The following is a 25,128-nucleotide window of genomic DNA, read 5'->3' as shown; positions in this document are numbered from 1 at the left end:
GTGTCGGCACCGGCCCCGTTGCCGGTGGTCACAGGCCCGGCCGCGGCGCCGGCGCGGCGGTGCCCACACCCAGCACGCCGAAGTTCTCGCGGGCCACCGTCCTGGCCTCGGCGACGACGTCGGGCACCCAGCAGTTCCGCAGGGCGGTCAGCGGGAATTCGACCTGCACCGTCCAGATCTCGCCGGTCGGTCCCGCGGCCATCCGGCCGCCGAGCAGTTCGGCGCGCTGTCGCATTCCGGTCAATCCCATCCCCTTCCCCCGCTGCGGGGCGGCGTCGCCCGGCAGTGTGTTGCACACGGTGAGCGCCGCGGTGGCCGCGTCGACCCGCAGCAGCACCGACGTTCGCGCGCCGGGCGCGTGTTTGGCCACGTTCGCCAGTGATTCCTGACTGATCCGGTAGAGCGCCAGCCCGACCGCCGCGGTGACCGCGCTCAGATCCTCGGGTCCGGCGTAGCGAATGTCCAGGCCCGCGCGCACGCAATCGCCGACCAGGCTCTCGATATCGCCGATGCCGGGTTCGGGCACCGGGTTCGAGGGCCGGGCGTCGAGCAGTCCGACCGTCCGCCGGATGTCGGCCATCGCCTGCCGGCCCAGGCGCTCCGCGTCGACCAGCGCCGAGACCGCTTCGTCGACATCACGATCGGTCTGCAAGGCGTGCCGGGCGCCGGTGAGATGCAGCAGCGTGATGCTGAGCGAGTGCGCGATGACGTCGTGCACCTCGCGCGCGATCCGCCGGCGTTCCTCGTCGGCCGCCTGGATCGCCAGGATCTGCTGGCTCTCGCGTTCCCGGTACAGGAATTTGCGCTGGTATTGCAGCATCACGCCGACCATCCAGCCCAGCGCGAGGCCGAGCAGGTACATCTGCATGCCCATGAACCGCTGACCCTCGGTGAAGCTCCACCACAGGTGCCCGGCCACGTCGAAGACGATCAGCTCACCCGCCGCGGCCACCGCGAACAGCGCGCTCCACCGTTTGGGCAGGATCGAGGCCACCTCGCCGACCGTCACCACCAGGACGAACGGCGCCAGGTCCGCCATCACGGGTTTGATCAGCAGGCCGGCCGTCGCGGCCATCGCCAGCGGCATCAGGATCGCGGGGCTGGGCGGGACGGCGAACAGATAACACACCGGCACCGCGAGCAGCGCCCACAGCGCGATAGCGACCCACAGCACCAGCCACAGCGGCTGCTGGGCGATGTAGTCGTAGCGCTGGACAACCGACGCCACGCAGACCCCGAACAGCGCCAGCTCGGCACCCAGCAGGACCGAGGGCGGATAGTCGTAGGGCAGTTCCTCGATGGCGCGCTTGAGCACGGTCACCGGGTCCTTGCGCAAGGCCCGCAACCGCTCCCGCGCCGACTCGGTCCCCCACTGCGGCGTCGACCGGGCGCTCGACGACGCCATGGCCTGCGTCACATCCATCTCGCCAGGCTAGCGGCCGGTGCGGCCCGGCACATCCTGCCCGGAAAGGTCGCTCTCTCCTACCCCGGTAGGAACCGAATTCGCTGCTCCGGCACGACGACACGGTGTAGTTGCCGGCCGTAGCGTGAATTCATCCAATCACGGAAGGCCAACGCCAATGTCCTGGGAAGATCAGCACGCACGATCGGCGATCGTGCACACCGTGCTCACCCGCGCGGCCCTCGACCCGGCCAGTCCCGACCTGTTCACGGGGATCCCGGAACTGCACCGGTTGTTCGGCGGCCCCGCGGGGGTGCTGCAAGCCCTGTACTACCGCTGGAAGATCCACCTCGAGGTGAAGCTGGAGCAGGCGCTGAGCCGAGACCAGTCCGCCGTCGAGGCCTATCTCGAACTCGCCGCCGAGCAGCCGGTGCTGCGCGCGGTCCTCGATGCGCACACCCCGCGCACCGCCGGCCGAGCCCTGGCGCGCTGAGAACAAGACTTTCGAAAACAGGAGGGGGACAGCAATGCCGGAGCCGGCCATGTTGGAACTGCAGGACATCATCAAGGAATATCGGATCGGCGGCCAGGTGGTGCGCGCGCTGGACGGGATCGGCCTGCGCATCGAGGCGGGCGAATTCACCTCGATCATCGGGCCGTCCGGCTCCGGCAAATCCACGCTGCTGCATCTGCTCGGCGCGCTGGACACGCCGACCTCCGGCTCGATCCGATTCCAGGGCAACGAGATCGGCGCGCTCGACGACGAGCGGCAGTCCGAATTCCGCAGACACCGGGTCGGTTTCATCTTCCAGTTCTTCAACCTCCTGCCGACGCTGACCGCCTGGGAGAACGTGGCCATCCCGAAGCTGCTGGACGGCACCGGGTTACGCAAGGCCAAGCCGCGCGCGCTGGAGCTGCTGGACCGCGTCGGCCTGGGCGACCGAGCCGGGCACCGCCCCTCGGAGCTGTCCGGCGGGCAGATGCAGCGGGTCGCGGTGGCGCGGGCGCTGATCATGGACCCGCCGCTGATCCTGGCCGACGAGCCCACCGGCAATCTCGATTCCAAGACCGGCGCCGCCATCCTGAAACTGCTGGGCGACATCGCCGCGGACGGCAACTCGGTGGTCATGGTGACCCACGACATGGGCGCGGTCGAGTACTGCGACCGGGTGATCACCCTGCGCGACGGGCAGATCGGGTCCAACGACGCCGTGGCGCGCAAGACCCGCGAAACCGGTTCGGTGCACGCGTGAGCGCGGTCTGGGATCGGTTGCGGCTGTTCAACATCGGCGAGCTGCTCACGCACCGCGGCCGCACGGTCATGTCCCTGGCGGTGATGAGCGTGTCGGCGGCCCTGCTGGTCGCGGTGCTGAGTATCTCCGGCTCGGTCACCGGATCGGTCGACAAGCTGACTCGCGCGCTCGGCGGCGCGGCGGTGCTGGAGATCAGCGGGATCACCGACGCGGGCTTCGATCAGCAACTGCTGCCCCGGATTTCGGCGACGCCCGGCGTCGGGACGGCGGTGCCGATGCTGCGCGCCCAGGTCGGCGCGGGTGAGGAGCGCTTGATGCTGATCGGCGCCGACCAGACCATCGCCGCCCTCGGCAATCGGCTGACCGGGCCGATGGCCGGACAGGCGCTGAAACTCGCCACCGTGCGCAACGGTGTGCTCGTCGGCCCGGCGCTCGGCCACAAGGAGGGCGATACTTTCCGGCTGGGCAGCGAAACCGTCACGGTCGCCGGGGTTCTCGACGAGGAATCCGCGAAGCAGCTCAACGGCGGGCATATCGTCGCCACCCAGCTGAGCCTGGCGCAGAAGCTGACCGGCCGGCCGGGGCGGCTGGACTCGGTGCAGATCGTCGCGGCGCCCGGTGCCGACATCGCCACGCTCCGCGAGGCTTTGACCGCGGCCGTCGGCGGGCGCGCGGTGGTCGCCGATCCGAGCCTGCGCACCGCCCAGGCCGGTGGCGCCATCCAGATCGTGCGCTACTCCACGCTCATGTCCTCGCTCGCGGCGCTGATCGTGTCCGCGTTCCTGATCTACAACGCGATGAGTATGGCGGTGGCACAGCGCCGTCCGATGCTGTCGCTGCTGCGCGCGATCGGCGGTAAGCGCGGGCCGATGGTGCGCGATCTGCTGGTCGAGGCCGCGCTGCTCGGCGTGCTCGGCGGCGCGCTCGGCGCGGGCATCGGAATCCTCATGGGGCGCATCAGTATCGACCGCGTTCCGGCCGGAATCGTGCAGTCGGTCGAGGCCCGCACCGAGTACATGGTGCCCGGGTACGCGATTCCGATCGCCGTCGCCGCCTGCGTGCTGGCCAGTGTGATCGCCGCGGCCATCGCCGCGCGTCAGGTGTACAAGGTGGAACCGATCGAGGCCCTGGTCCCGGTGGGCGTGGCGCAGACCGACAACACCAGCCGGGCGCTGCGGATCGCGGCCATCGTGCTGGGCCTCGGGCTGGCCGGCGGCGCGATCGCCCTGGCGAAGGCCGATCTGGGGCGGCTCTCGCTGGGGGCGATCTCGCTGTCCTACGCGGGCGCGGTGGTGCTCTGCTTCGCCGCCACCGGGCCCATCGTGCGGGCCGCGGCCGCGATCGCGCGCCGCTTCGGGGCGCCCGGCGCACTCGGGGCCACCACGCTGGAACGGGCGCCGCGCCGGGTGTGGGCGACGGCGATGACGGTGATGATCGGCGTGGCGGCGACCGTCGCGATGGGCGGCGCGTCCCGCGACATGGTCGACTCGGCGAGCAAGACGTTCGAGGAACTGGGCCGCATCGATCTGAACGTGAGTGTGACCGCGGCCGAACAGTTCCCGACCGGGCCGCTGCTGCCCGCCGACGTCAAGGAGACGATCGCGGGCATCCCCGGCGTCGCCGACGTCAGCCCGGCCCAGATGGCGTTCGCGACGCTCGGCAGCGGCCGGGTCATGCTGCAAGGCTTCCGGACCGAAGAGGACGACATCAATATCGCGGCGGTGGACCGAACCCTGCTGCCCCGCCTGGCCTCCGGCGAGGGCGTGATCGTCTCGCGCGATGTGGCCCGCGAACTCGGCGTCACGGCGGGCGCGCAGGTGACGCTGCCGACGCCGACCGGCGACCACACCGTGCGTGTGCTGCAGGTGATTCCGTACTTCACCGCCGTCGCGGGCGTGGTCATCATGGATATCGAGCATTTGCGCACCTGGTACGAACGACCCGGCGAGACCATTCTCGGGGTCGACGTGGCCGACGGCGCCGACCCGGCCGCGGTGCAGTCCGCGATCCGCGCGGCGCTGCCGCCCGACATCCGCGTCGCCACCGGTCAGCAGCAGGTCGAGGCCATCTCCGGCAGCCTGCGCCAGGGCACCGCGCTGAGCGCCGCCATCCTCTGGATCGTGGTTCTCGTCGCCACCGTGGCCCTGCTGAACACGCTGATGCTCTCGGTCCTGGAGCGCCGCCGCGAACTCGGGGTCCTGCGCGCCATGGGCACCAACCGCCGATTCCTGCTGCGCTCGGTGCTCGCCGAAGCGGTGGGTATCGGATTCACCGGGGCGGCAATCGGTCTCGCCGTCGGCGTCGGCATCCAATACCTGGCCATCATCGCGATCGGGCACGCCATGACCATCGACCCGATCTACGACCCGAGCATCCTGATCCTGGTCTACGGGGCCGGCGCGCTCGGCCTGGCCCTGCTGGGCTCCATCCCGCCCGCCCTGCGCGCGGCGCGCATGCCGATCGTGCAGGCCCTGGCCGTCGACTGAGCGGGCTCAGATCGGCCCGTACAGCGCCGCGACGAACAGCAGGAGCACCAGGACCAGGGCGACGATCAGGCCCGCCGCGAGCCACCCGAGGCCGCTGGACGGGCGGCGCGGCGGCCGGGCCATCGGGTGCGGCACCGGATAATTGGGCGGCGGGGCCGGGACCGGCGGCGCGGCCATCGCGGGCACGGGCAGCACCTGCGGGACGCCCTGATAGCCCGCGAACCCGGCCGGGAAGGGCGGAGCCATCGACCCGGTCACGGTGGGCGGCGGCGCCTGCGGCACCGGCGCGGTGAGGGCTTTCCTTGCGGCGGAGGCGAATTCGGCGCACGAACCGAACCGCTGGTCGGGCAGCTTGGCCATCGCCACGGCGATCACCTGGTCCAGTGCCGGATTCAGGCCCGGGCGGCGCACGCACACCGGCACCGGGGCCATCCGCAGGTGGCCGTGGATGATGTCGGCCGGATTGTCGGCGTCGAACGGGCCGATGCCGGTGAGCAGCCAATACAGGGCACAACCCAGGCCGTACTGATCCGAGCGGTGGTCCAGGGGGCGGCCGGTCATCTGCTCCGGGGACGCGTAGGCGAGGGTGGCGGTGAACATGCCCGCCTGGGTCAGATGCGTGGAATCCTCACGCAGCCGGGCGATTCCGAAGTCGGTGAGGAACACCCGCTCGCCGTGGCCGCCACCGGCCTTGGCGAGCATGATGTTGGCCGGTTTCACGTCCCGGTGCAGCACACCCATGCCGTGCGCGTAATCCAGTGCGCCCGCGACGCCTTCGATGATCTGCACCGCGCGGTCCGGGGGCAGGGTCATCGGGTTCACCGTGGCCGCGTCCACCCCGTCGACGTACTGCATGGCGATCCAGAGCTGTTCGTCCTCGGAGCCGCGGTCGTAGACCGCCACGATGTTCGGATGGTCCAGGTGAGCGGCCAAATCGGCCTCACGTTCGAATCTGGCTCGAACTTCGGCGTCGGTGAACAGGTCTCGATTCAGCAACTTCAGCGCGGTCTGCCGAGCCAGGCGTGGATGCCTGGCCAGATACACCGAGCCCATGCCACCCTGTCCGAGCAGGCGTTCCACGGTGTAGCCGGCGAACACGTCACCGATGTTCAGCAACGCGACCCCCTTCCGGTAAAGACCGAGAGTCAGCCTACAAGGCGACCGCCCAGCTCTTGATTTCGAATTCCACCCGAACATCAGGGAAACTGGAAGAGGAACGTCACTACTCCGGCGACGGGGTACGGCGTTCCCGCCGTCCGGTGGCAACCGGTCGGCATGCGGAGTAGTTTGCATCACCAGGTAGTTGCTCGTGCCGTGGTGGTGGGGAGGACGCGGTAGTGAAGTCTGCTAGATCGAAGCCCGTGCGGCGGGCGGCGTTACGGGGCGCCGCCGTTGCCGTCGCGGCGCTGGCCCTGACCTCCTGCGGGCTCGCGCCCGACCACAAGATGGAAGCCGCGCCACCGAAGATCGTGCTGCCCACTGATGGCATGTGGCGCTCGGCCTGGTCGGCCGCCCGCTCCACCTCGCTGGCCGCCGAATTCGCCGACCTGCAACCCACTTTGGCCGGCCGGGTCGGCTTGGCGATCATGCCGGTCGGCGGCGGCAAGATGACCGTGCTCGGCGATTGGACCACCGGCATCGCCTGGTCCACCATCAAGGTTCCGCTCGCCATCGCCGCGCTGCGCCACGATCCCGAGGGCGTGCTCAGCGATGTCGAAGCCGCCATCACCTGGTCGGACAACGGTGCGGCCGACGCGCTCTGGGCTTCGCTCGGCGCCGGCGAGGAGGCCGCCAAGGCCGTCCAGGAGGTGCTCGACGAGGCCGACGACGAGACCGATCTCGCGTCCCCGCACACTCGCCTGGACCTGTCGGCGTTCGGCGCCACCGAGTGGACGCTCACCGATCAGGTCAAGTTCGCCTCGAAATTGCCCTGCCTGGACCAGACCGACACGGTCACCAAGCTGATGGGCGAGATCACCCCCGAACAGGGTTGGGGGCTGGGCAATCTGGCCGACGTGGAGTTCAAGGGCGGCTGGGGTCCCGACGACGAGACCGGCATCTACACCGTCCGCCAGTTCGGCCTGGTGCCCACCAAGGCCGGCCGGGTGGCCATCGCCGTTGCCGCGCAAGCCGATTCGGGCACCTACGACGACGCGACCGGGCTGCTGGACACCCTGGCCGAACTGCTGGACCGGCACCTCACCGAGATGCGCGGCGGCAAGTGCCCGCGCTGATCAGCCGGGCGTGACCAGACCGGACTCGTAGGCCAGCACCACCGCCTGCGCCCGGTCGCGCAGATCCAGCTTCGAGAACACCTTGGAGACATGGGTTTTCACGGTCTGCTCGGCGACGAAGAGCGCCTCGGCGATCTCGGTGTTGGACATGCCCTTGGCGATCAGCTCCAGCACCTCGCGCTCCCGGGGCGTCAACGAGGCAAGGGCGGGAGTCGGTTTCGCGCGAGTGTGATTGCGCCGGCTGGTGACATCGGCGATCAGGCGGCGGGTGACGGTCGGCGCCAGCAGCGCCTGCCCCTCGGCGACCACCCGCACCGCGCGCACCAGCTCCTCGGCGGGCGCGTCCTTGAGCAGGAAGCCGCTCGCGCCCAGACTCAATGCCTCGTAGACGTAATCGTCGATGTCGAAGGTGGTGAGCATCAGCACCCGCACCGGCGGATCGAACCCGGCGGCCAGGATCGCCCGGGCGGCGTCGAGGCCGTTCATCTCGGGCATCCGCACATCCATCAGCACCACGTCCGGGCGCAGCCGCTTGGCCTCTGCCACCGCGGCCTTGCCGTCCGGCGCGTCCCCGATCACGCTGATATCGGGTTGCGCGGCGAGCAGTGCGCCGAAGCCCTGGCGCACCATCGCCTGGTCGTCGGCGATCAAAACCGTTATAGCCACCCGCTCACCTTAGCCGCGCACGCGACCACACCGTCCCCGCAGGTTTTCGGGGCTACACGAGTCCTAGCCCACCGGGGGCGCACCGACCGCGAGGGCGGCGCCGCCCGGCACGGCCGGGCTCAGCGGCAGCCGGGCCTCGACCTGGAAACCGCCGTCCGGGCGCGGACTCGCGACGAGTTCGCCACCGGCCGCCAGCGCCCGGGCCTGCATGCCCGCCAGGCCGTGCCCGCCGTTGCTGGACGGCCGGGCCGCGGTCGTGCCCGGGCCGTTGCCGATGCGCAGCACCAGGTCGGCGCCGCTGACCAGATCCACGCGCACCGGTGCGCCCGGTGCGTGCCGGGAGGTATTGGACAGCGACTCCTGCGCGATCCGGTACAGCGCCAAGCCGGTGGTCTCCAGGACCGCGGTGAGGTCACCCGAGATAGTCCAGTCGATGTCCACGCCCGCCCGGCGCGCGCCTTCGAACAACCCGACCAGGTCGGAGGCCTTGGGCTGGGGTGCGGTTTCCGGCAGTTGACCGTCGCTGCGCAGCACCCCGAGCATCCCGCGGATCTCGTTCAGCGCCTCGCGCGCGGTCGCGCCGATGGAATCGAATTCCGCCCGCGCGGCCGGGGTCACGCCCTCGACCCGGTACGGCGCGGTCTGGGCCTGCACCACCACCAGCGACATGTGGTGGGCCACCACATCGTGCAGGTCCCGGGCGATGCGCGCCTTCTCCTCGAGGATCGCGCGCCGGGCCCGCTCCAGTTCGTTCGCCTCTTCCTGCTGCACCAGCTGCGCCCGCGAGGCCACCAGCCAGCGGACCAGCAGCGCGACCAGCACGATCGCCGCCAACCCGATCGGCCAGCCCCAGGCCGCGCCGGCGCCGGGCCCCGGCATCGCGGTGCCGAACAGCAGCGCGGTCCCCGCCCACGCCACCGCCACCAGCTGCCCCGGGGCGCGCAGGCCCACCGCGAACAACAGGATCAGCAGCGACAACAGGTGGATCACCTGGAACGGCATGTCATTACCCGGCTGATGCGGAATCGCCAGCGCGATCAGTAGCGCCGAACCCGCGGAAATCGCCCAGCCCAGCGCGGGATTCACCCGGGCGAACAGCACCGGGAACGCGGCCAGCGCGGCCACACCCGGCTGCGCCGCGATCGGGACCACATGGGTGAGGTGCAGCGTCGGCCAGGCGATGCTGAAGAAGATCAGGGCCACCACCACCGAGCCGATATCGAACATCAGGCGTGGGGTCATCGACCGCTTCCAGGCAGGGCTTTGCTGCTTCATACCTATGACAGTAGAAACCCCCGGCGCGGACCGCGTCATACCGGCGGGTGAACCGCGACCCCGTACCCCGGTGGGAGATCGGCCGCCCGCTCCCCCGCCGGCACGGCACCCGAAACCGCACTTCGGCGGGAGGTGGGCGGGCGGAGCCGATTTCTAACGTCACTGATCATGAGCTTCCCGACCACCGCCCGACTGGCCGGCGCTGACACAGCGGCCGACGACTCCTCCCTCGCGAACACCTCCCCCGCCGCGCGCGGTGGGCGCACGAAGCTCCGGCGCGGTGCCGCCGCCACGGCCGTCGCGCTGACCACGATGGCCGCCACCGTCACCTTCGCCCCTGTGACGCACGCGGCGGCCGCGGACCCGCGGATCGAAAACGCCTCGGCGGCCGCCGCGGTGCTGGATCTCACCTCGGGCGGGCCCGGCTCGGCCGACCGGCTCCCCGCGGACTTCCGGGCCGTCGTCGGCTACCAACCCGGCACCGAGCGTGGTCTGCTGGTCAATCCCAGCGGCGACTGCTCCTCCCCCGTCCCGCTGCCCGACGAATTCGAACTCGCCTGCCGGACCCACGATCTCGGCTACGACCTGCTGCGCTACGCCGACTACAGCGGCGCGCCCCTGGGCCCCTGGGCCCGCCAGGCCGTGGACAGCATGCTCGACCGCCGCATGCAGGAAGCCTGCACCACCCGCGGCACCTCGATCGGCCGCGCGCAATGCTTCGCGATGGCCGACATCGCCGACGCCTTCGTCGACCTGAACTCCCGCCGCCAGGACTACGGCGCACCCATCCCCGAATCCGGCCTCAACAGCTGGCATTTCGGCATCTTCGCCCTGGCCGGCCTCGGCCTGACCGCCCTGCTGGCCTTCGCCCGCTCCCTCTTCACTCGCCGCACCCCCGCCGCACGGGGTGCCCGGCCCGCCCCGATCGGTCTCGCCGGGGCCCCGGCCTGACCGTGCGGTCGCCCATCCCTGAATCGTGTTCATTCGCAGGAGGTTTCCCGATGACGACCACTCTCGAACGGCCCGGCGTCGTCGCCGATGCCGCCCCGGCAACAGTGGAGCTGCGGCAGAGCAAACTTCTGGTGACGGCGCGACGGGTGTTATCGAGCGCGCCGCGCATCGGTACGACCCTGTCGATCGGCCTCGGCGGGCTGGTCTCCCTGGCGCCCGGACTGCTGCCGAGAACGCCGGGAGCGCAGGCGATCCTGACCGCACTGCTCATCGTGCTCGCGCTCGCGGCGGCAGGGCTGGGACGTATCGCGCTGCGGCACTGGACTATCGATCTCAACAGCCGTTTTCCACGGGCCCGCCGTCCGCTGTCCGGCCTCGTCGCGCTGCTGATCGCCGGCGCGGCGGCGCATGCGGGGCACTGGCAGAACGCACTGCGGGCCGCGATGGGGACGCCGCCGATCGGGGCGGACTATTGGGTGCGGTGCGCGTTCACGGCGGGCGCGCTGGTTCTGGCGTGCGTCGGTCTCGCGCGGGGCATGGGCTGGGCGCTGCGGCGATTGGGGCTCGCGCGCAGTGTCGCGCTGACCGTGGTGGCCGCGATCGCGGGCTATCTCGTGCTGGTGCCGGGCTTCGTCGGATGGCGGCAGAGCACCTACGCGGCGGCCAACGCGGTCGTGGATTCCACTCTGGTGCGGCCGGTTTCGTTCACCAGGTCGGGTAGTGCCGAGTCGGCGGTCAGCTGGGGTTCGCTCGGGGCGGAGGGGCGCAAGTTCGTGTCCGGCGCGGCCGAGGGGCCGGTGCGGGTCTACGTCGGGATGAACTCCGCGCCGGACCTGGATTCGCGGGTGGCGCTGGCGATTCGGGAGCTGGAGCGCTCCGGCGGCTTCGCGCGGTCCAATATCGTGATCGCGGTGCCGACCGGGTCGGGGTGGATCGACGCCAACGCGATGACCGGTTTCGCGCAGCGGTTCGGCGCCGACGCGGCGGTCGTCGGCTTGCAGTACTCCTACGCGCCGAGCTGGGTGACGTTCGTGTTCGGCCGGGACGAGGCCACCGCCGCCGCCCGCGCCCTGTTCGCCGCGGTGGAGCGACGCAGCGCCGAACTCGGCGGGGCGCATCGGCTGTTCGTGTACGGCCAGAGCCTGGGCGCGTACGGCGGCAGCGCCGTCTTCGCCGACGCGGCCGACCAGGATCGGCGCACCTGCGCGGCGCTCTGGGCCGGGCCACCCGCCGGTCAGGTGCACCGGCCGGGCGCGACGGTGCTGGCCAACAGTTCCGATCCGGTCGTGCACTGGTCGCCGTCGCTACTGTGGCGGGCGCCCGAGCTGTCGGGAACCCGGGTGGATGCCCCGGTGCCGCAGTGGCTTCCGCTGCTCGCCTTCGTGCAGACCACCGCCGACCTGCTCGCCGCCCTCGACGCCCCCGCCGGCCACGGCCACCGCTACGGCACCGATCAGGGCAGCGCCCTGGGCAGCTGCTGAACGTTGACGCATCCTGAAACGTGTTCTAGTTTTCTCGCATGGGACTGACCATCGACGCCGCCGTGTACATCGACGCCCCCGCCGAGGTGGTGTGGCGGGTGCTCACCGACTTCGCGCACTACGGCGACTGGAATCCCTTCGTGCCCGAGTGCAAGACCAGCCTGGTGCCGGGCGAGCCCATCGACATGGTGGTCAACCTGGGCCCGCGCCGCCAGCGCCAGCGCGAATTCATCCGCAGCCACACTCCGGGCCGCGAATTCAGCTACACCATGAAGCCGGTCCCCCTGGGCACCTTGCACAGCGCGCGCACCCACACCGTCACCGCGGTGACCCCGACCCGCACCCGCTACGAATCCCACTTCGAGCTCAACGGCTGGCTGCACCCCGTCGTCGCGGCCTTGCTCGGCAAGCAGCTGCGCAACGGCTTCGAAGGCATGACCGCCGCCGTCCAGCGCCAGTCCGAATCGCTGCACACCCCCTAGGCCCGGAGGTAGGCAAGGGCCGCGTCCAAGACGGCGTCGGCGTAGGCCTCGTCCAGGCCGCCGAGGCCCAGGGACCAGCGGCTCTGAATCGGGCCCAGCAAGAGGTCCAGCGCGAGTTCCATGTTCAGATCGGCACGGAGCTCGCCGGATTCGATCGCGGCCGCCAGCCGGTCGGCCAGCGCCGCGCGCTGTGGCAGCAGTAGCCGCTCACGATAGAGCGCGGCCAGCGCCGGGTCGTGCTGGATCTCGATGTAGATCGCGCGCAGGAACGCCTCGAAACCGGGGTCGGTGAGTGCGACGACCGAGCCGCGCAGCAGTGGCACCAGGTCGGCGCGGATGTCGCCGGTGTCCGGCAGCGCCAATCCGTCGGGCCCGGCGTCGAGTTCGAGCATCGCGTCGAACACCACCGCGCCCTTGGACGGCCACCAGCGATAGATCGTCTGCTTGCCGACCCCGGCGCGGGCGGCGATCGCCTCCACGCTGAGCTTCCCGTACGGCAGTTCCCGGATCAGCTCGGTGGCGGCGGTGAGAATCGCGGCGCGAGCGCGCTCACTGCGTCTTGCGGTTTCGGGCATGGCAGCACTCTACCAGCGAGCGAGACGATACGTCTCGTCTTGACAACTCTCGAACCGCCTGACATTGTGGTCCTCGTTCCAACGAGACGGACCGTCTCGCGACGAAAGGATCGACATGACTCGCACCTGGTTCATCACCGGCGCCAACCGCGGCCTCGGCCGCGCCTTCACCACCACCGCCCTCGCCCAGGGTGACCGGGTCGTCGCCACCGCCCGGGATCCGCAGACCATGGACGATCTGCGGCACGAGCGGCTCACCGTGCTGGCATTGGACGTGCGCGACCGCGCCACCGTGATCGACACGGTGGACACCGCTTTCGCGAAAGCCGGCACCATCGATGTGCTCGTCAACAACGCGGGCTACGGCCTCGTCGGCGCCATCGAGGAACTCGGCGAAGCCGCCATCCGCGACCAGATGGACACCAATTTCTTCGGCGCACTGTGGGTTTCGCAGGCGGCGGCGCCGCATCTGCGCGCCCAGGGCCACGGGCACATCGTGCAGATCTCGACCGTCGGCGCGGTCGGCAGCCTGCCCCTGTTCGGCCTGTACAACGCGAGCAAATGGGCGCTGGAGGGTTTCAGCGCCGCGCTCGCCGACGAACTGCGCCCCTTCGGGGTCCACGTAACCCTGGCGCAGCTGGGCGGTTTCGATACCGACTGGGCGAAGTCGAGCATGAAGTTCGGCACCGGGCTCCCGGCCTACGCGGACCTGCGCACCGGCATCCTCGGCATGGCCGACTACCCGGACCCGGCCGGCGCACCCGAAACCACCGACACCGCAGCCGATTCCGCCGAGGAATCCGAATGGGTCGAAGCCGCACCGGAAGTCGCCGCGGCCGGACTACTCGACCTGGTGAACCTGCCGAACCCGCCGCTGCGCAAGGTGATCGGCCCCGGCGCGCACCAGATGGTCGCGCTCGCGCTCGACCAGCGCCGTCAGGACTACCTGAGCGACCCGGAGTTCAGCTGGCCCGCCTAGCCGAGCCGCCGTCCCGGAAAAACGAAGCGGGCCTGCGCAGTGTCACCACTTCGCAGGCCCGCCTTCGATTCTCGCGTCAGACGATCGCGCCGCGCGCCGCCTCGTAGGCCGCGCCGACGCGGTAGAGCCGGTCATCGGCCAGCGCGGGCGCCATGATCTGGAACCCGACCGGCAGGCCGTCGTCCTTGCTCAGCCCCGACGGCACCGACATCGCCGGATGCCCGGCCAGGTTGGTGGGCAGGGTGCACAGGTCCGAGAGGTACATGGCCAGCGGATCGTCGACCTTCTCGCCCAGCTTCCACGGCGTGAACGGGCTGGTCGGCGAGACCAGCACGTCGACCTGCTCGTAGGCCCGGTCGAAATCACGCGTGATCAGCGTGCGCACCTTCAGCGCCTGGCCGTAGTACTCGTCGTAGTAGCCGGCCGAGAGCGCGTAGGTGCCGAGCATGATGCGGCGCTTGACCTCCGGGCCGAACCCGGCGGCGCGGGTGGCCGCCATCACCTGGTCGGCGCTGTGCTTGCCGTCGTCCTCGACGCGCAGGCCGTAGCGCATCGCGTCGAAGCGGGCCAGGTTCGAGGACACCTCGGAGGGCATCACCAGGTAGTACGCCGACAGCGCGTACTCGAAGTTCGGGCACGACACCTCGACGACCTCGGCCCCGAGTTCCTTCAGCACCGCCACGGCGGCGTCGAAGGATTCGAGCACGCCCGGCTGGTAGCTGTCGGAGTGCAGTTCCTTGACCACGCCGACCTTGAGCCCGCGCAGGTCACCCGCGGCGCCCGCGCGCGCGGCGGCGACCACGGCCGGCACCGGCACGTCGCGGGAGGTGGAGTCGCGCGGGTCGTGCCCGGCGATCACCTCGTGCAGCAGCGCGGTGTCGAGCACGGTGCGGCCACAGGGGCCGCCCTGGTCCAGCGAGGACGCGCACGCGACCAGGCCGTACCGGGACACGGTGCCGTAGGTGGGTTTGGTGCCGACGGTCGCGGTGACCGCGGCGGGCTGGCGGATGGAACCGCCGGTGTCGGTGCCGATGGCCAGCGGCGCCTGGTGCGCGGCCAGCGCGGCCGCCGAACCGCCGCCGGAACCGCCCGGAATGCGGGTGAGATCCCAGGGGTTGCGGGTCGGGCCGTAGGCCGAGTTCTCGGTGGAGGAGCCCATCGCGAACTCGTCCATGTTGGTCTTGCCGAGGATCGGGATGCCGGCGGCGCGCAGCCGCGCGGTGACCGTCGCGTCGTAGGGCGAGACCCAGCCCTCGAGGATCTTCGAGGCGCAGGTGGTGGGCATGTCCGTGGTGGTGAACACATCCTTGAGCGCCAGCGGCACACCCGCGAGCGCGGAGGCGGGCGCCTGACCGGCGGCCAGGTCGGCGTCGACCTGCGCGGCGGCTGCCAGCGCCTGCTCACCCGCGACATGCAGGAACGCGTGGATCTCACCGTCGGATTCGGCGATGCGATCCAGATGCGCCTGCGTCACCTCGACGGAGGTCACCTCGCGCGCATGGATCTGCGCGGCGAGCTCGGCCGCGGTCCGGGTGGTCAGGTCACTCATTCGGCCTCTCCCAGAATCTGCGGAACCATGAACCGCTGCTCGTCCACCGCGGGTGCGCCGGAGAGCGCCTCCTCCGGGGTCAGGCTGGGCCGGACCTCGTCGGGCCGGGTCACGTTCGTGGCCGGATTCGGCGACGAGGTGGGCGGGACGTCGGCGGCGGCGACCTCGTTGATGGTCCGTACGTGACTCAGGATCGAATCCAGCTGACCGGCGAACTGATCCAGTTCGGCCTCGGACAGCGCGAGCCGGGACAGCCGGGCGAGGTGAGCTACCTCGTCGCGGGAGATGGCGGGCACCGCAGGACCCCTTTCGGCATGTGAGCATGATGAATCGGCCAGACGGTAGCCTACCGACCCCGCCGCGTGCGCCGACCACCGCAGCCCGGGCCGGGCCCACCGCGCACTGGCCGGCTTTCGCCGACGTACCGTAGGCGGAGCGACACACCCTCACCGCCTAGCGTGACACGCCGTCGCGCCGCCAAAACGCCGCGTGGCGTTGGTCACTGGCGGCTGTTCGACTCGATAACCGTCGCCCAGGGGTGTAAGTATTGCCAGACCCGGGTAACCGAACACCAGGCTCGGCCGGCCCAGAGGAAAGGAACGCGCGTGTCTTATCTGCTCCGCGTGCAACTTCCGGATCGCCCGGGAAGCCTCGGCTCCTTGGCCCTCGCCCTGGGTTCGGTGGGTGCCGACATCCTCTCCCTCGACGTGGTCGAGCGGGGAGCCGGCTTCGCGATCGACGATCTGGTGGTGGAGGTGCCGCCCGGCGCCCTGCCCGACACGCTCATCACCGCCGCGGAATCCATCGGCGACGTCCTCGTGGATTCGATCCGCCCGTACTCGGGCGTGCTCGACACCCACCGCGAACTCGAACTGATCGATCAGGTCGCCAGCGCCCGCGACGACCGGATGCAGGTGCTCGTCGACGGTGCGCCCCGGGTGCTGCGCGTCGGCTGGTCCACCATCCTCGACATGGGCCCGCAGGGCGCCTATCGGGTGGTCGGCAGCCAGAGCGCGCCGCAGACCCAGGCGGCGTCGGCGCCGTGGATGCCGCTGGAGAAGCCCGCGGTGCTCGATCCCGAGGCCGAGTGGGTGCCGCAGATCTGGCGCGACATGGACACCAAACTGGCCGCCGCGCCGCTCGGCAACACCGGCAAGGTGTTCATGCTGGGCCGTCCGGGCGGGCCGGATTTCCGGCCGTCGGAGGTCGCGCGGCTCGGCTACCTGGCCGGGATAGTCGCCACCGTCCTCGGCTGAATCCGGCTGCGCCTCAGGCGAGTTGCAGCCGGAGCACGCGCAGCTGCTCCCCGCTGGGCGTACTCCAGTCCCGGTCGGGCACCGGAACGAAACCGAACCGATCGTAGAGTCGGCGCGCGTCGACCATGGCGGGCATCGTCGTGATCGCCACCGCCTCGAACGCCTCCGCCGCGGCGATCTCGAGCACCGTGCGGACCAGCGTCGTGCCGGCGCCCAGACCGCGCGCCCGCTTCGACACCGCCAACATCCGGAACTCGAGCTCACCCGGCCGGGCGATCTCGGCATAGTCGCTGCCGGGCCGGGCCACGGTCAGCGAGCCGACGATCCGCTCCTCGTGCGTGGCCACCAGGATCTGTGCGGCGGCCGCGCGCTTGGGGGTATCGCCCAGCTCGGCGACATAGAGGCTGTCCGCCTGCACGTAGCCTTCGCCCACATAGACGTCGACCGTCAATTCGCCGATCGCGTCGTAGTCGTCCGGATTCGCCGCCCGGATGACGAGCGCGGAGTCGTTTGCACCCATACCGGGCATCCTGCCACCAGCGACGCCGGTGCGCGCCGCGCGGCTACCCCCACAGCGACCGTGCACCGGGGTGCACGGGACGCCAGCGATCCGGTTTCCCGGCCGGATAGACCACCGGGATGAACTCCCCGACCGTCGGCCACTGGTTCACATCCCAGACCCACCGGCCGTAGACGACCTGCTCCGAGACGGTCGGACCGCTCAGATTGCCGGTGATGGTGACGAAATCCTCGGTGCCCTCCAGCGGAAGGGGGCTGATGCCGGTCACGTACACCGAGCCGCTCTCGGGTTCCGCGATCACCGAGCCCTTGCGTCCGCGCAGGATCGGTACGACCAGGGCGGCCAGCACGACCACCATGACCACGACAAACGCGAACTGCAGCATGGCACCCATCCTAGTGAGTGGCGGCCAGCTCGCTGGCACCCTGCTCGGTGCGACGGATCTGCCACACCGCGGTGCGGGTGCGCTGCGAGCGGCCGTTGCCCCGGTCGATCAGCGCGCGGTTGCCGGTGGTGTAGATCAGCTGGGCGCCACGGGAATTGGTTTCCGGGTTCTGGAACAGCTGGATCAGGCGGTCGGCCTGTTCGGCGGGCAGGTGCGCGCCGAGATCGTCGACGGCGAGCACGCGCCCGGCGTCCAGCGCGTCCAGCATGGTCGGCAGCAGCCGGAGCAGGGACAACGTGGCGGCGGACTCGTCGGTGATCTCGAACGGCGTGCCGATGCCGGCGTGCACCAGGTGCAGGCCGGTGCCGCGGCGATCGGCCATCCGGGCGTAGAGCGCGTCCCGGGCCGCCCGCAGATTGGTCAACTCGCGCTCCAGCAGCAGCGGCGTGATGCCGTTGGCGCGCAACAGCTGCTCGGCGTGGCCCGGCGAGGTGGCGCACAGGTCGGCCTGCTCGGCGGTCGCGAGGATGTCGGCGTCGAGCTCGCGCAGATAGTCGGCGTACATCGGATCGTGTTCGGCGACAAGGAGATCCGTGATGCCCAGGTCCGCGGCCCGCAACAGCAGCAGCAGGCGTGCGGCGTTGTCGGCGGAGCGGGAGACGTGCCCGCCCAACCTATGCGCCACCTCGACCGGATCCGGCGTGCCCAGCTGCACCTCCAGCAGCGAGGAGAACCAGCGGTACGCGGGCACCAGCGCCTCGGCGTACATCTGACCGGCCAGGCTGAGCAGCAAGGCATTCGGGCGCACCAGCGGCACCAGTGCGGCGATCCCGAAGCGCGCCGCCTCGAACATCGGGCCGACCTTGATCTGATCGCCGGTGCGCTCGAACACGATTCGCTTGCGGTTGCGCGGATGGGTGTGCAGCCACTCCGCCGTCACATCGGCGTTGTCCAGGCGGAAGCCGTAGGTATAAGGCACCCCCTCCGCGACGAACGCGGCGACGAATTCGGTGGGCTTGTCCGGAGATCCGAGATGCGGCGCGCGCACCGGCCCGGCATAGGGATCCCATCCGGTCACCGAGTTCAGCACCGCGTCCCGCATCTGCCCCAGCGCGCCGATCAGGCTGGATTTGCCCGCCGCCGTCGCACCGAGCACCGCGGTCACCGGCACCGCCACCGGGCCGCTTCCCCGATACAGCCGCAGTTCCTGCCGCTCGGCCAAGGACCGATGATTCTCCACCTGAAAGCTCCGCAACACGGTGTCATCCTTGCGCCTGGACCGGCCGACTGCGACATCGGAGGTGTGCGCAAGCCGGTTCACGACCCGACCGCACCGCCCGGAGCTGCGGAAATGCGGTCGACCGCGGCGGCGGCGGAGCGGCGTCACGGGCTCGAAGTGCGGACAAGGCGGACGAGTCGCACTAGCATGCTGGACGCAGTAGTTGCCGTGTGCGATGCGGTGCGAAAGTTTCGAGCGGGTAGGTAGCGATGGAAATTTCAGTACAGCGGATAGCACTCCGGAGCGCGGTCATCGCGGCGATGGGTCTCGGGTCGGTGGTGTTCGTGCCGGAGGCGGTGGCGGGCGCGCCCTGTCCGGACGGCACCGCGCGCATCTTCTTCGAAGGCGGTGACAACCACTGCCAGGCGGGGTCGGCGTCCTTCTCCTCGCCGCAGTGGGTGTCCAAGGTGTGCTCGGTGGGCCGGGTGCAGGTCACCCTGCATGTCGAGTACGAGGGCCGCAAGGCCAAGCCGTACGATCGCGAACTCCCGCCCGGGCACTGCGCCCAGGTTCCGCTGCCCGCGCAGAAGTCCGCCTCCGTGGTCCTCACGCCGGTCTAACGCAGCAGCAGCGCGCTGTCGCCGAATTCGTGCCATAGGTAGCCGGTGTCCAGCGCCGCCGCGTAGGCCTCGGCCACCACGCGTTCGCCCGCGACCGCGACCAGCAGGTCCAGGTGCGACGCACCCGGCGCGTGCCAGCCGGTGATCAAGCCGTCGACAACGCGAGCCGGATGGTCCGCGCCGAGGACGAGTTCCGTCCAGCCCGCGGCGGGCCGGACCTGCCCGGACGAGTCGGCGGCGGATTCGAGCGCGCGCGTCACCGTGGTGCCGACCGCGATCACCCGGCCGCCGGCGGCTTTCGTGTCGTTGATCAGGCGAGCGGTCGCGGCGGGAACCGAAAAGCGTTCCGGGCTGGGCGGTTCCCCGGTCTCCGGCGAGGACACCCCGGTGTGCAGGGTGATCGGCGCGACGCCGACGCCCGAGGTCAGCAGGTCCAGCACCAGCCGGTCGGTGAACGGCCGCGCGGCGCTGGGCATTTCCGCACTGCCCGGGATCCGCCCGAACGCGGTGCTGTAGTACGACGCCGACCAGCGTTCCGGCACATAGGAATAGGTGATCGGGTACCCGTGGGCCCGCATCAGCTGATGCGGATCGACGGTCACTTCGGCACGCCACAGTCGACGCGCGGGCGGCAACCACGGCTCGACCAGCCGCGCGCGGGCCCCGTCCGGCAGGGCCACCACGGTCCCCGCCCGTAATTCTTCCGGCGGGAACGGCACCCGATCCGGTGACCGGACCTCGACGATCCAGCGCCCGTCGTCCAGCCAGGTGGAGAAGTGCACCGCGACCGGCCGGTCACCGAGGAAACCCGCCACCGCCGCCGCCATGGTCGCCGAATTGTTCACCACCACAAGGTCACCCGGCCGCAGATGCCGCGGCAGTTCCTGGAACCGGGCGTGCGTCAGCCCGTCCTGCGCGACCAGCAGGCGCACCTCGTCGCGAGCGAGTCCGCGCGCCTCCGGCGGCCGCGTCGCGTTCCGCTCCGGCGGCAGCACGAAGGCCCGCGCCGCCATCGTCGCGGTCATCGAACAACCTCGGTGGCGAAGTCGGCACTGGTGTAGCGGCCGCTCTTGGGGCGCTGCTCGAGCAGGCGGAGCAGCACGGGGACAACGGATTCCGGCGTCGGCCGGTCGGAGATGTCCTCACCCGGGAAAGCCGCCTGGTGCATCTCGGTGCGCATGTCCCCGGGGTCGAAGGCGTAGATCGACAGGCCCGGCTGTTCGGCGGCCAGGATCGCGGTGAGCTGGTCCAGGGCCGCCTTGGACGAGCCGTAGCCGCCCCAGGCCGGGTACGGCTCGACTCCGGCGTCGGAGCTGATGTTCACCGCGACACCGTCCACGGCGCGGAGCAGCGGCAGCGCGACTTGCAGAACCGCCAGCGGCGCAACGACATTGGTGCGATAGACCTGCTCCAGCACGTCGAGCGGATAGTCCGCCAGCGTGGGCAGTGGACTCGGGCCGAGCGCGCTCGCGTTGTTCACGACGAGATCCAGGTGCCCGAGACCCACGGCGATCTCCGCGAGCCGCGCACGATGCGCGGGATCGATGACATCGCCGCGCACCGCGACGAACGCGGCGCCGAGTTCGTCCCGAACCCGCTCCAGCCGCTCCGCCTGCCGCCCGGTGCCGACGACCCGCCAGCCCCGGCGCACCAGCTCCCGGCTCAGCGCCAGCCCGAAACCCGCTGACGCACCGGTGATCAGAGCATTGCGTTCCTGACTCATGGTGACCTCCTACCAGTCACCACCCATCGTGATACCTGAACAATAGTTCAGGTCAAGCACTGTTCGCCGTGCGCGTAAGGGCGGGCCGCTCCGTCGCCGGCTTCCGCGCCGGCGTGCCGCCGCGCCGGCCCCACGGTTTGGCGACACTGAGCACGGTGGCGATCGTCAGCGCGGTCAGCGACACCGCGGGCGGATAGAAGAGCTGCGACACCTCCACCGGGTCGGGCGTGCCCGTCAGCAGATCCCGGCCGTAGTCCCCGACCGCGCCCATGCCCGGCCGCAGCACCGCCAGGATCACGGTGCACAGCGCCACGTTGAGCACCAGCTTGACCAGGACCCACCAGTAGCGGATCAGCCCCCACTTGGTCCCCAGCCCCAGCAGCACGCCGGTGGCCAGGCACACCAACCCCGAGATCAGCATCGGCCACACCACGAAGGCCGCGAGTGCCCGGTAGGCGAGGCTTCTGGTCTCCAGCCCCGAGCCGAAGCGGCCGACCATGACCAGCACCGCGACGATGACGTCGATACCGATCCACGCCCCGGCCGCGACGAGATGAACGATGAGCACGGTCTGACGCCCTCGGCGGCTCAATTTCCTCATGGGGCAAGCCTCGCGCCCGGCGGCGCGCGGCGAATCCGGCTGACGGCGACGGCTCGCCTACGCCGCGACGCGTAGTACCGGCCCTACTCGGCGGGCGGCGTCACCGCCTCGGGCCCCTCGTCGAGCAGGCGGCGGAACCCGTCCTCGTCCAGGATCGGGACCCCGAGCTCCTCCGCCTTCGCGGCCTTGGTGCCGGGTGCGTCGCCGATCACCACGAACGCGGTCTTCTTGGAGACCGAGGCGGCCGCTTTGCCGCCGCGACGGAGAATCGCCTCCTTGGCGCCATCGCGGGTGAACCCTTGCAGGGAACCGGTGACCACGATGGACAGACCCTCGAGATTGCGTTCGATCGATTCGTCGCGCTCGTCTTCCATGCGCACACCCGCGGCCGCCCACTTGTCGACGATGGCCCGGTGCCACCCGACGGTGAACCATTCCGCGGCCGCCTGCGCGATGGTCGGGCCGACACCGTCGGCCGCGCCGAGCTCCTCGGCCGACGACGCCATGATTCGTTCCATGCTGCCGAATTCGGCGGCGAGGGCACGCGCGGCGGTCGGGCCGACATGGCGGATGGACAGGGCCACGAGCACCCGCCACAGCGGACGATCCTTGGCCGACTCCAGGTTCTCCAGCAGGCGTTTGCCATTGGCCGAGAGCGTGCCGCTCTTGTTGGCGAACAACGTGGTGGTCAGCAGGTCGGCCTCGTCGAGGTCGAACAAGTCGCCTTCATCGGCGAGCGCGCCGGCCTTGAGCAGGTCGACCGCGGCCTCGTAACCGAGCGCTTCGATGTCGAAGGCGCCGCGCCCCGCGACGTGAAAGACCCGCTCCCGCAGCTGCGCCGGGCAGAACTGCTGGTTGGGGCAGCGGATGTCGGCGTCGCCTTCCTTGGCGGGCGCGAGCTCGGTGTCGCACTCCGGGCAGTGCGTCGGCATGACGAACTCGTGCTCCGCGCCGGTGCGCGCGTCGACCACCGGGCCGAGCACCTCGGGGATCACGTCTCCGGCCTTGCGGATGGTGACGATGTCGCCGATCAGCACGCCCTTGCGTTTCACCTCGGACGCGTTGTGCAGCGTGGCCATCGAGACGGTGGAACCCGCGATCGAGACCGGCTCCATCACCGCGAACGGCGTAACCCGCCCGGTGCGACCGACATTCACCTGAATATCGCGGAGCCGGGTGGTCGCCTCCTCCGGCGGGTACTTGTAGGCGATGGCCCAGCGCGGCGCGCGCGAGGTCGACCCGAGGCGGCGCTGCAACGCCGTCTCGTCGATCTTGATGACCTGGCCGTCGATCTCGTGCTCGATGTCGTGGCGGTGCTCGCCCCAGTAGGCGACCCGCTCGATCACCGCGTCGATGCCCTGCACCAGCCGGGTGTGCTCGGACACCGGCAGACCCCACGCGGCCAGCGCCCGGTAGGCCTCGTGCTGCGAGGTCGGCGCATAGCCTTCGATGCGCCCGAAGCCGTGGCAGATCATGCGCAGGCGGCGGCGGGCCGTCACCGCGGGGTCCTTCTGACGCAGCGAACCGGCGGCGGTGTTGCGCGGATTCGCGTACGGCGGCTTACCGTCGGCGACGATGGCCGCGTTCAGCGTCGCGAAATCCTCGAGCCGCATATAGGCCTCGCCGCGCACCTCGAGCAGCGCCGGCACCGGGAATTCCGCGGTCGGGGTCAATTCGCCGGGGATGTCCTCGATGGTGCGCGCGTTCAGCGTCACGTCTTCACCGGTGCGCCCGTCGCCGCGGGTGGCGCCGCGCACCAGTTTGCCGTTCTCGTAGACGAGGTTCAGCGCGACGCCGTCGATCTTCACCTCGCACAGGTAGTGCAGGCCGGACCCGGCCTCGGCCTCCACCTTGCTCGCCCAGGCGCGCAACTCGTCGAAGTCGAAGACGTTGTCCAGCGAGAGCATCCGCTCCAGATGGTCGACGGCGGTGAAATCGGTCGCGAAGCCGCCGCCGACCAGCTGGGTCGGCGAATCGGGCGTGCGCAGATCCGGATGCGACTCCTCCAGCGCCTGCAACTTCCGTAGCAGCGTGTCGAACTCGCCATCGGAGACTATCGGCGCGTCGCGCACGTAATACCGGAACTGATGCTCGCGCACCTCGTCGGCCAACTGCTGCCACTGCACGCGCAGTTCCGCCGACGCCGGCGCGGGGGCACTGGCACCGGCACCGGCGGGGTTCTGAAGGGGTTCGGCACTGTCGCTCACAAGACCAACCCTAGCGGACCCCACCGACACATTCGGGCACGTCAGACGGCCTTGTCGGGCTCCGGACCGAGTGCCCGGCCGCGGCTCAGGCCTCGTCGCGGCGGCGCGAATTCCGGGCTTCGTCGTCCCGTTCGTCGCGCGCCTCGGCGCGGTCCCGCTGCCGCTGATCCGGGTCGTCGAAGCTCAGCGAATCCGGGTCGTCGGCGAACGCGCGGGCGGTGTCGCCGGCCAGTTGCAGCGCGCGGCGGGCCCAGCTCAACGGCGCCGTGCCGAGGCCGCAGGCCGGGGAGACGAGAATCTGGGTGGACAGGGTGCGGCGCGCGAACCCGAGGCGGTCGGTCAGCCGGACCGCGGGTTCGGCGATCTCGCGCCAGGTCGGTGGTACGGCGGGGGCCGTGGTCGGCACCAGGCCGAGCACCAATTGCTTTCCGGCGTCCAGGGTTTCGCCGATCCGGTCCAGGTCGCGGGTCGCGATCGTGGCGAGGTCGAAGCCGATGGCGGCGGCCGCGCTGCCACGCAGGAAGCCGATCGCCGGCGCGCTCGCGCAGCTGTGCACCAGGACCGGCACGGCCTGCGCGGTGATCACGGCGTCGAGGAGCGCGAGCGCCTCCGGTTCGGGCAGCGCCCGCACCGTGTTCAGCACGCTCACGCCGCGCAGCGTGCCGTTCAGGACGTCGGTCAGCGACGGTTCATCGAGCTGCACAACAACTTCCGCGCCGAGGCGCTTGGCGACCTCGGCCACGTGCTCGCGCAGCCCCTCCGCGAGGGATTCAGAAAGGTCGCGCACCGCACCGGAATCGGTGAGGATGCGATGCCCGCCCGGCAGTTCCACCTGCGCGGCCAGCGTGAACGGACCGGCGGCCTGCACCTTGATCACCCGGCCGGTGCCCGCCGAACCCGTTGTCTCCCAGACCTCTTCGAGCGCGTCCAGATCCGCGCGCAGCAGGTCGCGGGCGCGCCGGGAGGCCGCACCCGGGCGGGGCGCGAGCCGGTAGCCGCGCGTGGTGGTGTCGAACCGCATGTCCACCAGCAACGCCGACATCCGGCCGAGCAGGTCCGCGCCCACGCCGCGCTCCGGCAGTTCGACCAGGTGCGCGAGATCGGGCAGCTCACCGGCGATGGTCGCCGCCGCCTCACGGGGATCGGTACCCGGCCACGAGCCCACCCCGGTCGCGATGCCGCCGGGCAGCACCCGCGATACGCCCGTTCCCGTTGCGTCAGTTCCGGTTTCGCTCACTTCGTCCTACCCGAGTCGGTATTCGCT

General features: G+C 70.7%; 25 protein-coding genes. 10 read left to right on the top strand and 15 right to left on the bottom strand.

The genetic code is table 11. From position 1 onward, the window contains the following. Positions 1-28: 28 nt before the first annotated feature. Positions 29-1,423: a histidine kinase gene (locus AB0H76_RS04385; RefSeq protein WP_357317223.1), complete on the bottom strand. Its 1,395-nt coding sequence runs from the start codon at positions 1,421-1,423 to the stop codon at positions 29-31. Positions 1,424-1,580: 157 nt separating this feature from the next. On the opposite strand from AB0H76_RS04385, the gene AB0H76_RS04380 reads away from it, so the two are divergent. Genes AB0H76_RS04380 through AB0H76_RS04370 form a run of 3 tightly spaced genes read left to right on the top strand, consistent with a single transcriptional unit; the run spans position 1,581 to position 5,141 of the window. Continuing rightward, positions 1,581-1,895, top strand: coding sequence for a hypothetical protein (locus AB0H76_RS04380; RefSeq protein WP_357317221.1), 315 nt, complete (start codon positions 1,581-1,583; stop codon positions 1,893-1,895). A 34-nt stretch (positions 1,896-1,929) separates the two neighbouring features. Beyond that, complete coding sequence (locus AB0H76_RS04375; protein ID WP_357317218.1) at positions 1,930-2,655, top strand: ABC transporter ATP-binding protein; 726 nt, start codon at positions 1,930-1,932, stop codon at positions 2,653-2,655. After that, entirely contained in the window at positions 2,652-5,141 is a 2,490-nt protein-coding gene (locus AB0H76_RS04370) for an FtsX-like permease family protein (protein WP_357317216.1), read from the top strand. The genes AB0H76_RS04375 and AB0H76_RS04370 overlap by 4 nt, the downstream gene beginning before the upstream one ends. Before the next feature lie 6 nt (positions 5,142-5,147). Here the strand turns inward: AB0H76_RS04370 and AB0H76_RS04365 are convergent, their stop codons facing one another. Continuing rightward, a complete protein-coding gene (locus AB0H76_RS04365; protein WP_357317213.1) occupies positions 5,148-6,257 on the bottom strand; it encodes a serine/threonine-protein kinase in 1,110 nt (369 codons plus the stop codon). Between the two features lie 221 nt (positions 6,258-6,478). Between AB0H76_RS04365 and AB0H76_RS04360 the strand changes: the two genes are divergently transcribed. Continuing rightward, entirely contained in the window at positions 6,479-7,375 is an 897-nt protein-coding gene (locus tag AB0H76_RS04360; protein WP_357317211.1) for a hypothetical protein, read from the top strand. Here AB0H76_RS04360 and AB0H76_RS04355 read toward each other — a convergent pair whose 3' ends face one another. Both AB0H76_RS04355 and AB0H76_RS04350 read right to left on the bottom strand, forming a co-directional pair. Beyond that, entirely contained in the window at positions 7,376-8,041 is a 666-nt protein-coding gene (locus AB0H76_RS04355) for a response regulator transcription factor (protein ID WP_194814781.1), read from the bottom strand. 63 nt (positions 8,042-8,104) lie between these two features. Beyond that, entirely contained in the window at positions 8,105-9,316 is a 1,212-nt protein-coding gene (locus tag AB0H76_RS04350; protein WP_357317208.1) for a sensor histidine kinase, read from the bottom strand. Positions 9,317-9,484: 168 nt separating this feature from the next. Here AB0H76_RS04350 and AB0H76_RS04345 point away from each other — a divergent pair, with 168 nt between their 5' ends. From AB0H76_RS04345 to AB0H76_RS04335, 3 genes are read left to right on the top strand one after another with little or no spacing between them, the layout of a single operon-like run. Continuing rightward, a complete protein-coding gene (locus AB0H76_RS04345) occupies positions 9,485-10,267 on the top strand; it encodes a hypothetical protein (protein ID WP_357317205.1) in 783 nt (260 codons plus the stop codon). A gap of 50 nt (positions 10,268-10,317) precedes the next feature. Continuing rightward, the gene (locus tag AB0H76_RS04340; protein WP_357317202.1) at positions 10,318-11,748 is read left to right on the top strand and encodes an alpha/beta-hydrolase family protein; all 1,431 of its coding nucleotides are present in this window, start codon (positions 10,318-10,320) and stop codon (positions 11,746-11,748) included. A 38-nt stretch (positions 11,749-11,786) separates the two neighbouring features. Further along, complete coding sequence (locus AB0H76_RS04335; protein ID WP_357317199.1) at positions 11,787-12,230, top strand: SRPBCC domain-containing protein; 444 nt, start codon at positions 11,787-11,789, stop codon at positions 12,228-12,230. Here the strand turns inward: AB0H76_RS04335 and AB0H76_RS04330 are convergent. Then, the gene (locus tag AB0H76_RS04330; protein ID WP_357317196.1) at positions 12,227-12,805 is read right to left on the bottom strand and encodes a TetR/AcrR family transcriptional regulator; all 579 of its coding nucleotides are present in this window, start codon (positions 12,803-12,805) and stop codon (positions 12,227-12,229) included. The genes AB0H76_RS04335 and AB0H76_RS04330 overlap by 4 nt on opposite strands. A gap of 115 nt (positions 12,806-12,920) precedes the next feature. On the opposite strand from AB0H76_RS04330, the gene AB0H76_RS04325 reads away from it, so the two are divergent. Next, entirely contained in the window at positions 12,921-13,784 is an 864-nt protein-coding gene (locus tag AB0H76_RS04325; RefSeq protein WP_357317193.1) for an SDR family NAD(P)-dependent oxidoreductase, read from the top strand. 76 nt (positions 13,785-13,860) lie between these two features. Here the strand turns inward: AB0H76_RS04325 and gatA are convergent, their stop codons facing one another. Beyond that, positions 13,861-15,333, bottom strand: coding sequence for an Asp-tRNA(Asn)/Glu-tRNA(Gln) amidotransferase subunit GatA (gatA, locus tag AB0H76_RS04320; protein ID WP_357317191.1), 1,473 nt, complete (start codon positions 15,331-15,333; stop codon positions 13,861-13,863). Then, entirely contained in the window at positions 15,330-15,629 is a 300-nt protein-coding gene (gene gatC, locus AB0H76_RS04315) for an Asp-tRNA(Asn)/Glu-tRNA(Gln) amidotransferase subunit GatC (protein WP_357317188.1), read from the bottom strand. Before gatC ends, gatA begins: the two co-directional genes overlap by 4 nt. A 309-nt stretch (positions 15,630-15,938) precedes the next feature. Between gatC and AB0H76_RS04310 the strand changes: the two genes are divergently transcribed. Further along, positions 15,939-16,589 (top strand): amino acid-binding protein, encoded by a 651-nt coding sequence (locus AB0H76_RS04310; protein WP_357317185.1) that lies wholly within the window; start codon positions 15,939-15,941, stop codon positions 16,587-16,589. 13 nt (positions 16,590-16,602) lie between these two features. On the opposite strand, the gene AB0H76_RS04305 is transcribed toward AB0H76_RS04310, so the two are convergent. The 3 genes from AB0H76_RS04305 to AB0H76_RS04295 are packed head-to-tail and all read right to left on the bottom strand — an operon-like array spanning position 16,603 to position 18,752. Beyond that, positions 16,603-17,109, bottom strand: coding sequence for a GNAT family N-acetyltransferase (locus tag AB0H76_RS04305; protein ID WP_357317183.1), 507 nt, complete (start codon positions 17,107-17,109; stop codon positions 16,603-16,605). Between the two features lie 43 nt (positions 17,110-17,152). Next, positions 17,153-17,494, bottom strand: coding sequence for a hypothetical protein (locus tag AB0H76_RS04300; protein ID WP_357317181.1), 342 nt, complete (start codon positions 17,492-17,494; stop codon positions 17,153-17,155). A gap of 10 nt (positions 17,495-17,504) precedes the next feature. Next, positions 17,505-18,752, bottom strand: coding sequence for an ATP-binding protein (locus AB0H76_RS04295; protein ID WP_357317180.1), 1,248 nt, complete (start codon positions 18,750-18,752; stop codon positions 17,505-17,507). 230 nt (positions 18,753-18,982) lie between these two features. Here AB0H76_RS04295 and AB0H76_RS04290 point away from each other — a divergent pair, with 230 nt between their 5' ends. Further along, positions 18,983-19,333 (top strand): hypothetical protein, encoded by a 351-nt coding sequence (locus AB0H76_RS04290; RefSeq protein WP_357317178.1) that lies wholly within the window; start codon positions 18,983-18,985, stop codon positions 19,331-19,333. On the opposite strand, the gene AB0H76_RS04285 is transcribed toward AB0H76_RS04290, so the two are convergent. The 5 genes from AB0H76_RS04285 to AB0H76_RS04265 all read right to left on the bottom strand — a co-directional run bounded on the left by AB0H76_RS04285 (position 19,330) and on the right by AB0H76_RS04265 (position 25,053). Next, the gene (locus tag AB0H76_RS04285) at positions 19,330-20,358 is read right to left on the bottom strand and encodes an S-adenosylmethionine:tRNA ribosyltransferase-isomerase (protein ID WP_357317176.1); all 1,029 of its coding nucleotides are present in this window, start codon (positions 20,356-20,358) and stop codon (positions 19,330-19,332) included. The two genes, AB0H76_RS04290 and AB0H76_RS04285, sit on opposite strands and share 4 nt — an antisense overlap. After that, positions 20,355-21,056: an SDR family oxidoreductase gene (locus AB0H76_RS04280; RefSeq protein ID WP_357317174.1), complete on the bottom strand. Its 702-nt coding sequence runs from the start codon at positions 21,054-21,056 to the stop codon at positions 20,355-20,357. Before AB0H76_RS04280 ends, AB0H76_RS04285 begins: the two co-directional genes overlap by 4 nt. A 52-nt stretch (positions 21,057-21,108) precedes the next feature. Beyond that, entirely contained in the window at positions 21,109-21,657 is a 549-nt protein-coding gene (locus tag AB0H76_RS04275) for a hypothetical protein (protein ID WP_357317172.1), read from the bottom strand. Positions 21,658-21,740: 83 nt separating this feature from the next. After that, positions 21,741-23,864, bottom strand: coding sequence for an NAD-dependent DNA ligase LigA (gene ligA / locus AB0H76_RS04270; RefSeq protein ID WP_357317170.1), 2,124 nt, complete (start codon positions 23,862-23,864; stop codon positions 21,741-21,743). Positions 23,865-23,949: 85 nt separating this feature from the next. Then, entirely contained in the window at positions 23,950-25,053 is a 1,104-nt protein-coding gene (locus AB0H76_RS04265) for a methionine synthase (protein WP_357320377.1), read from the bottom strand. Between the last annotated feature and the right edge of the window lie 75 nt (positions 25,054-25,128).

Origin of the sequence: Nocardia sp. NPDC050712 (genome assembly GCF_040654295.1) — a bacterium.
GTDB lineage: Bacteria > Actinomycetota > Actinomycetes > Mycobacteriales > Mycobacteriaceae > Nocardia.
This window is presented reverse-complemented; position numbering and strand designations above follow the sequence as displayed.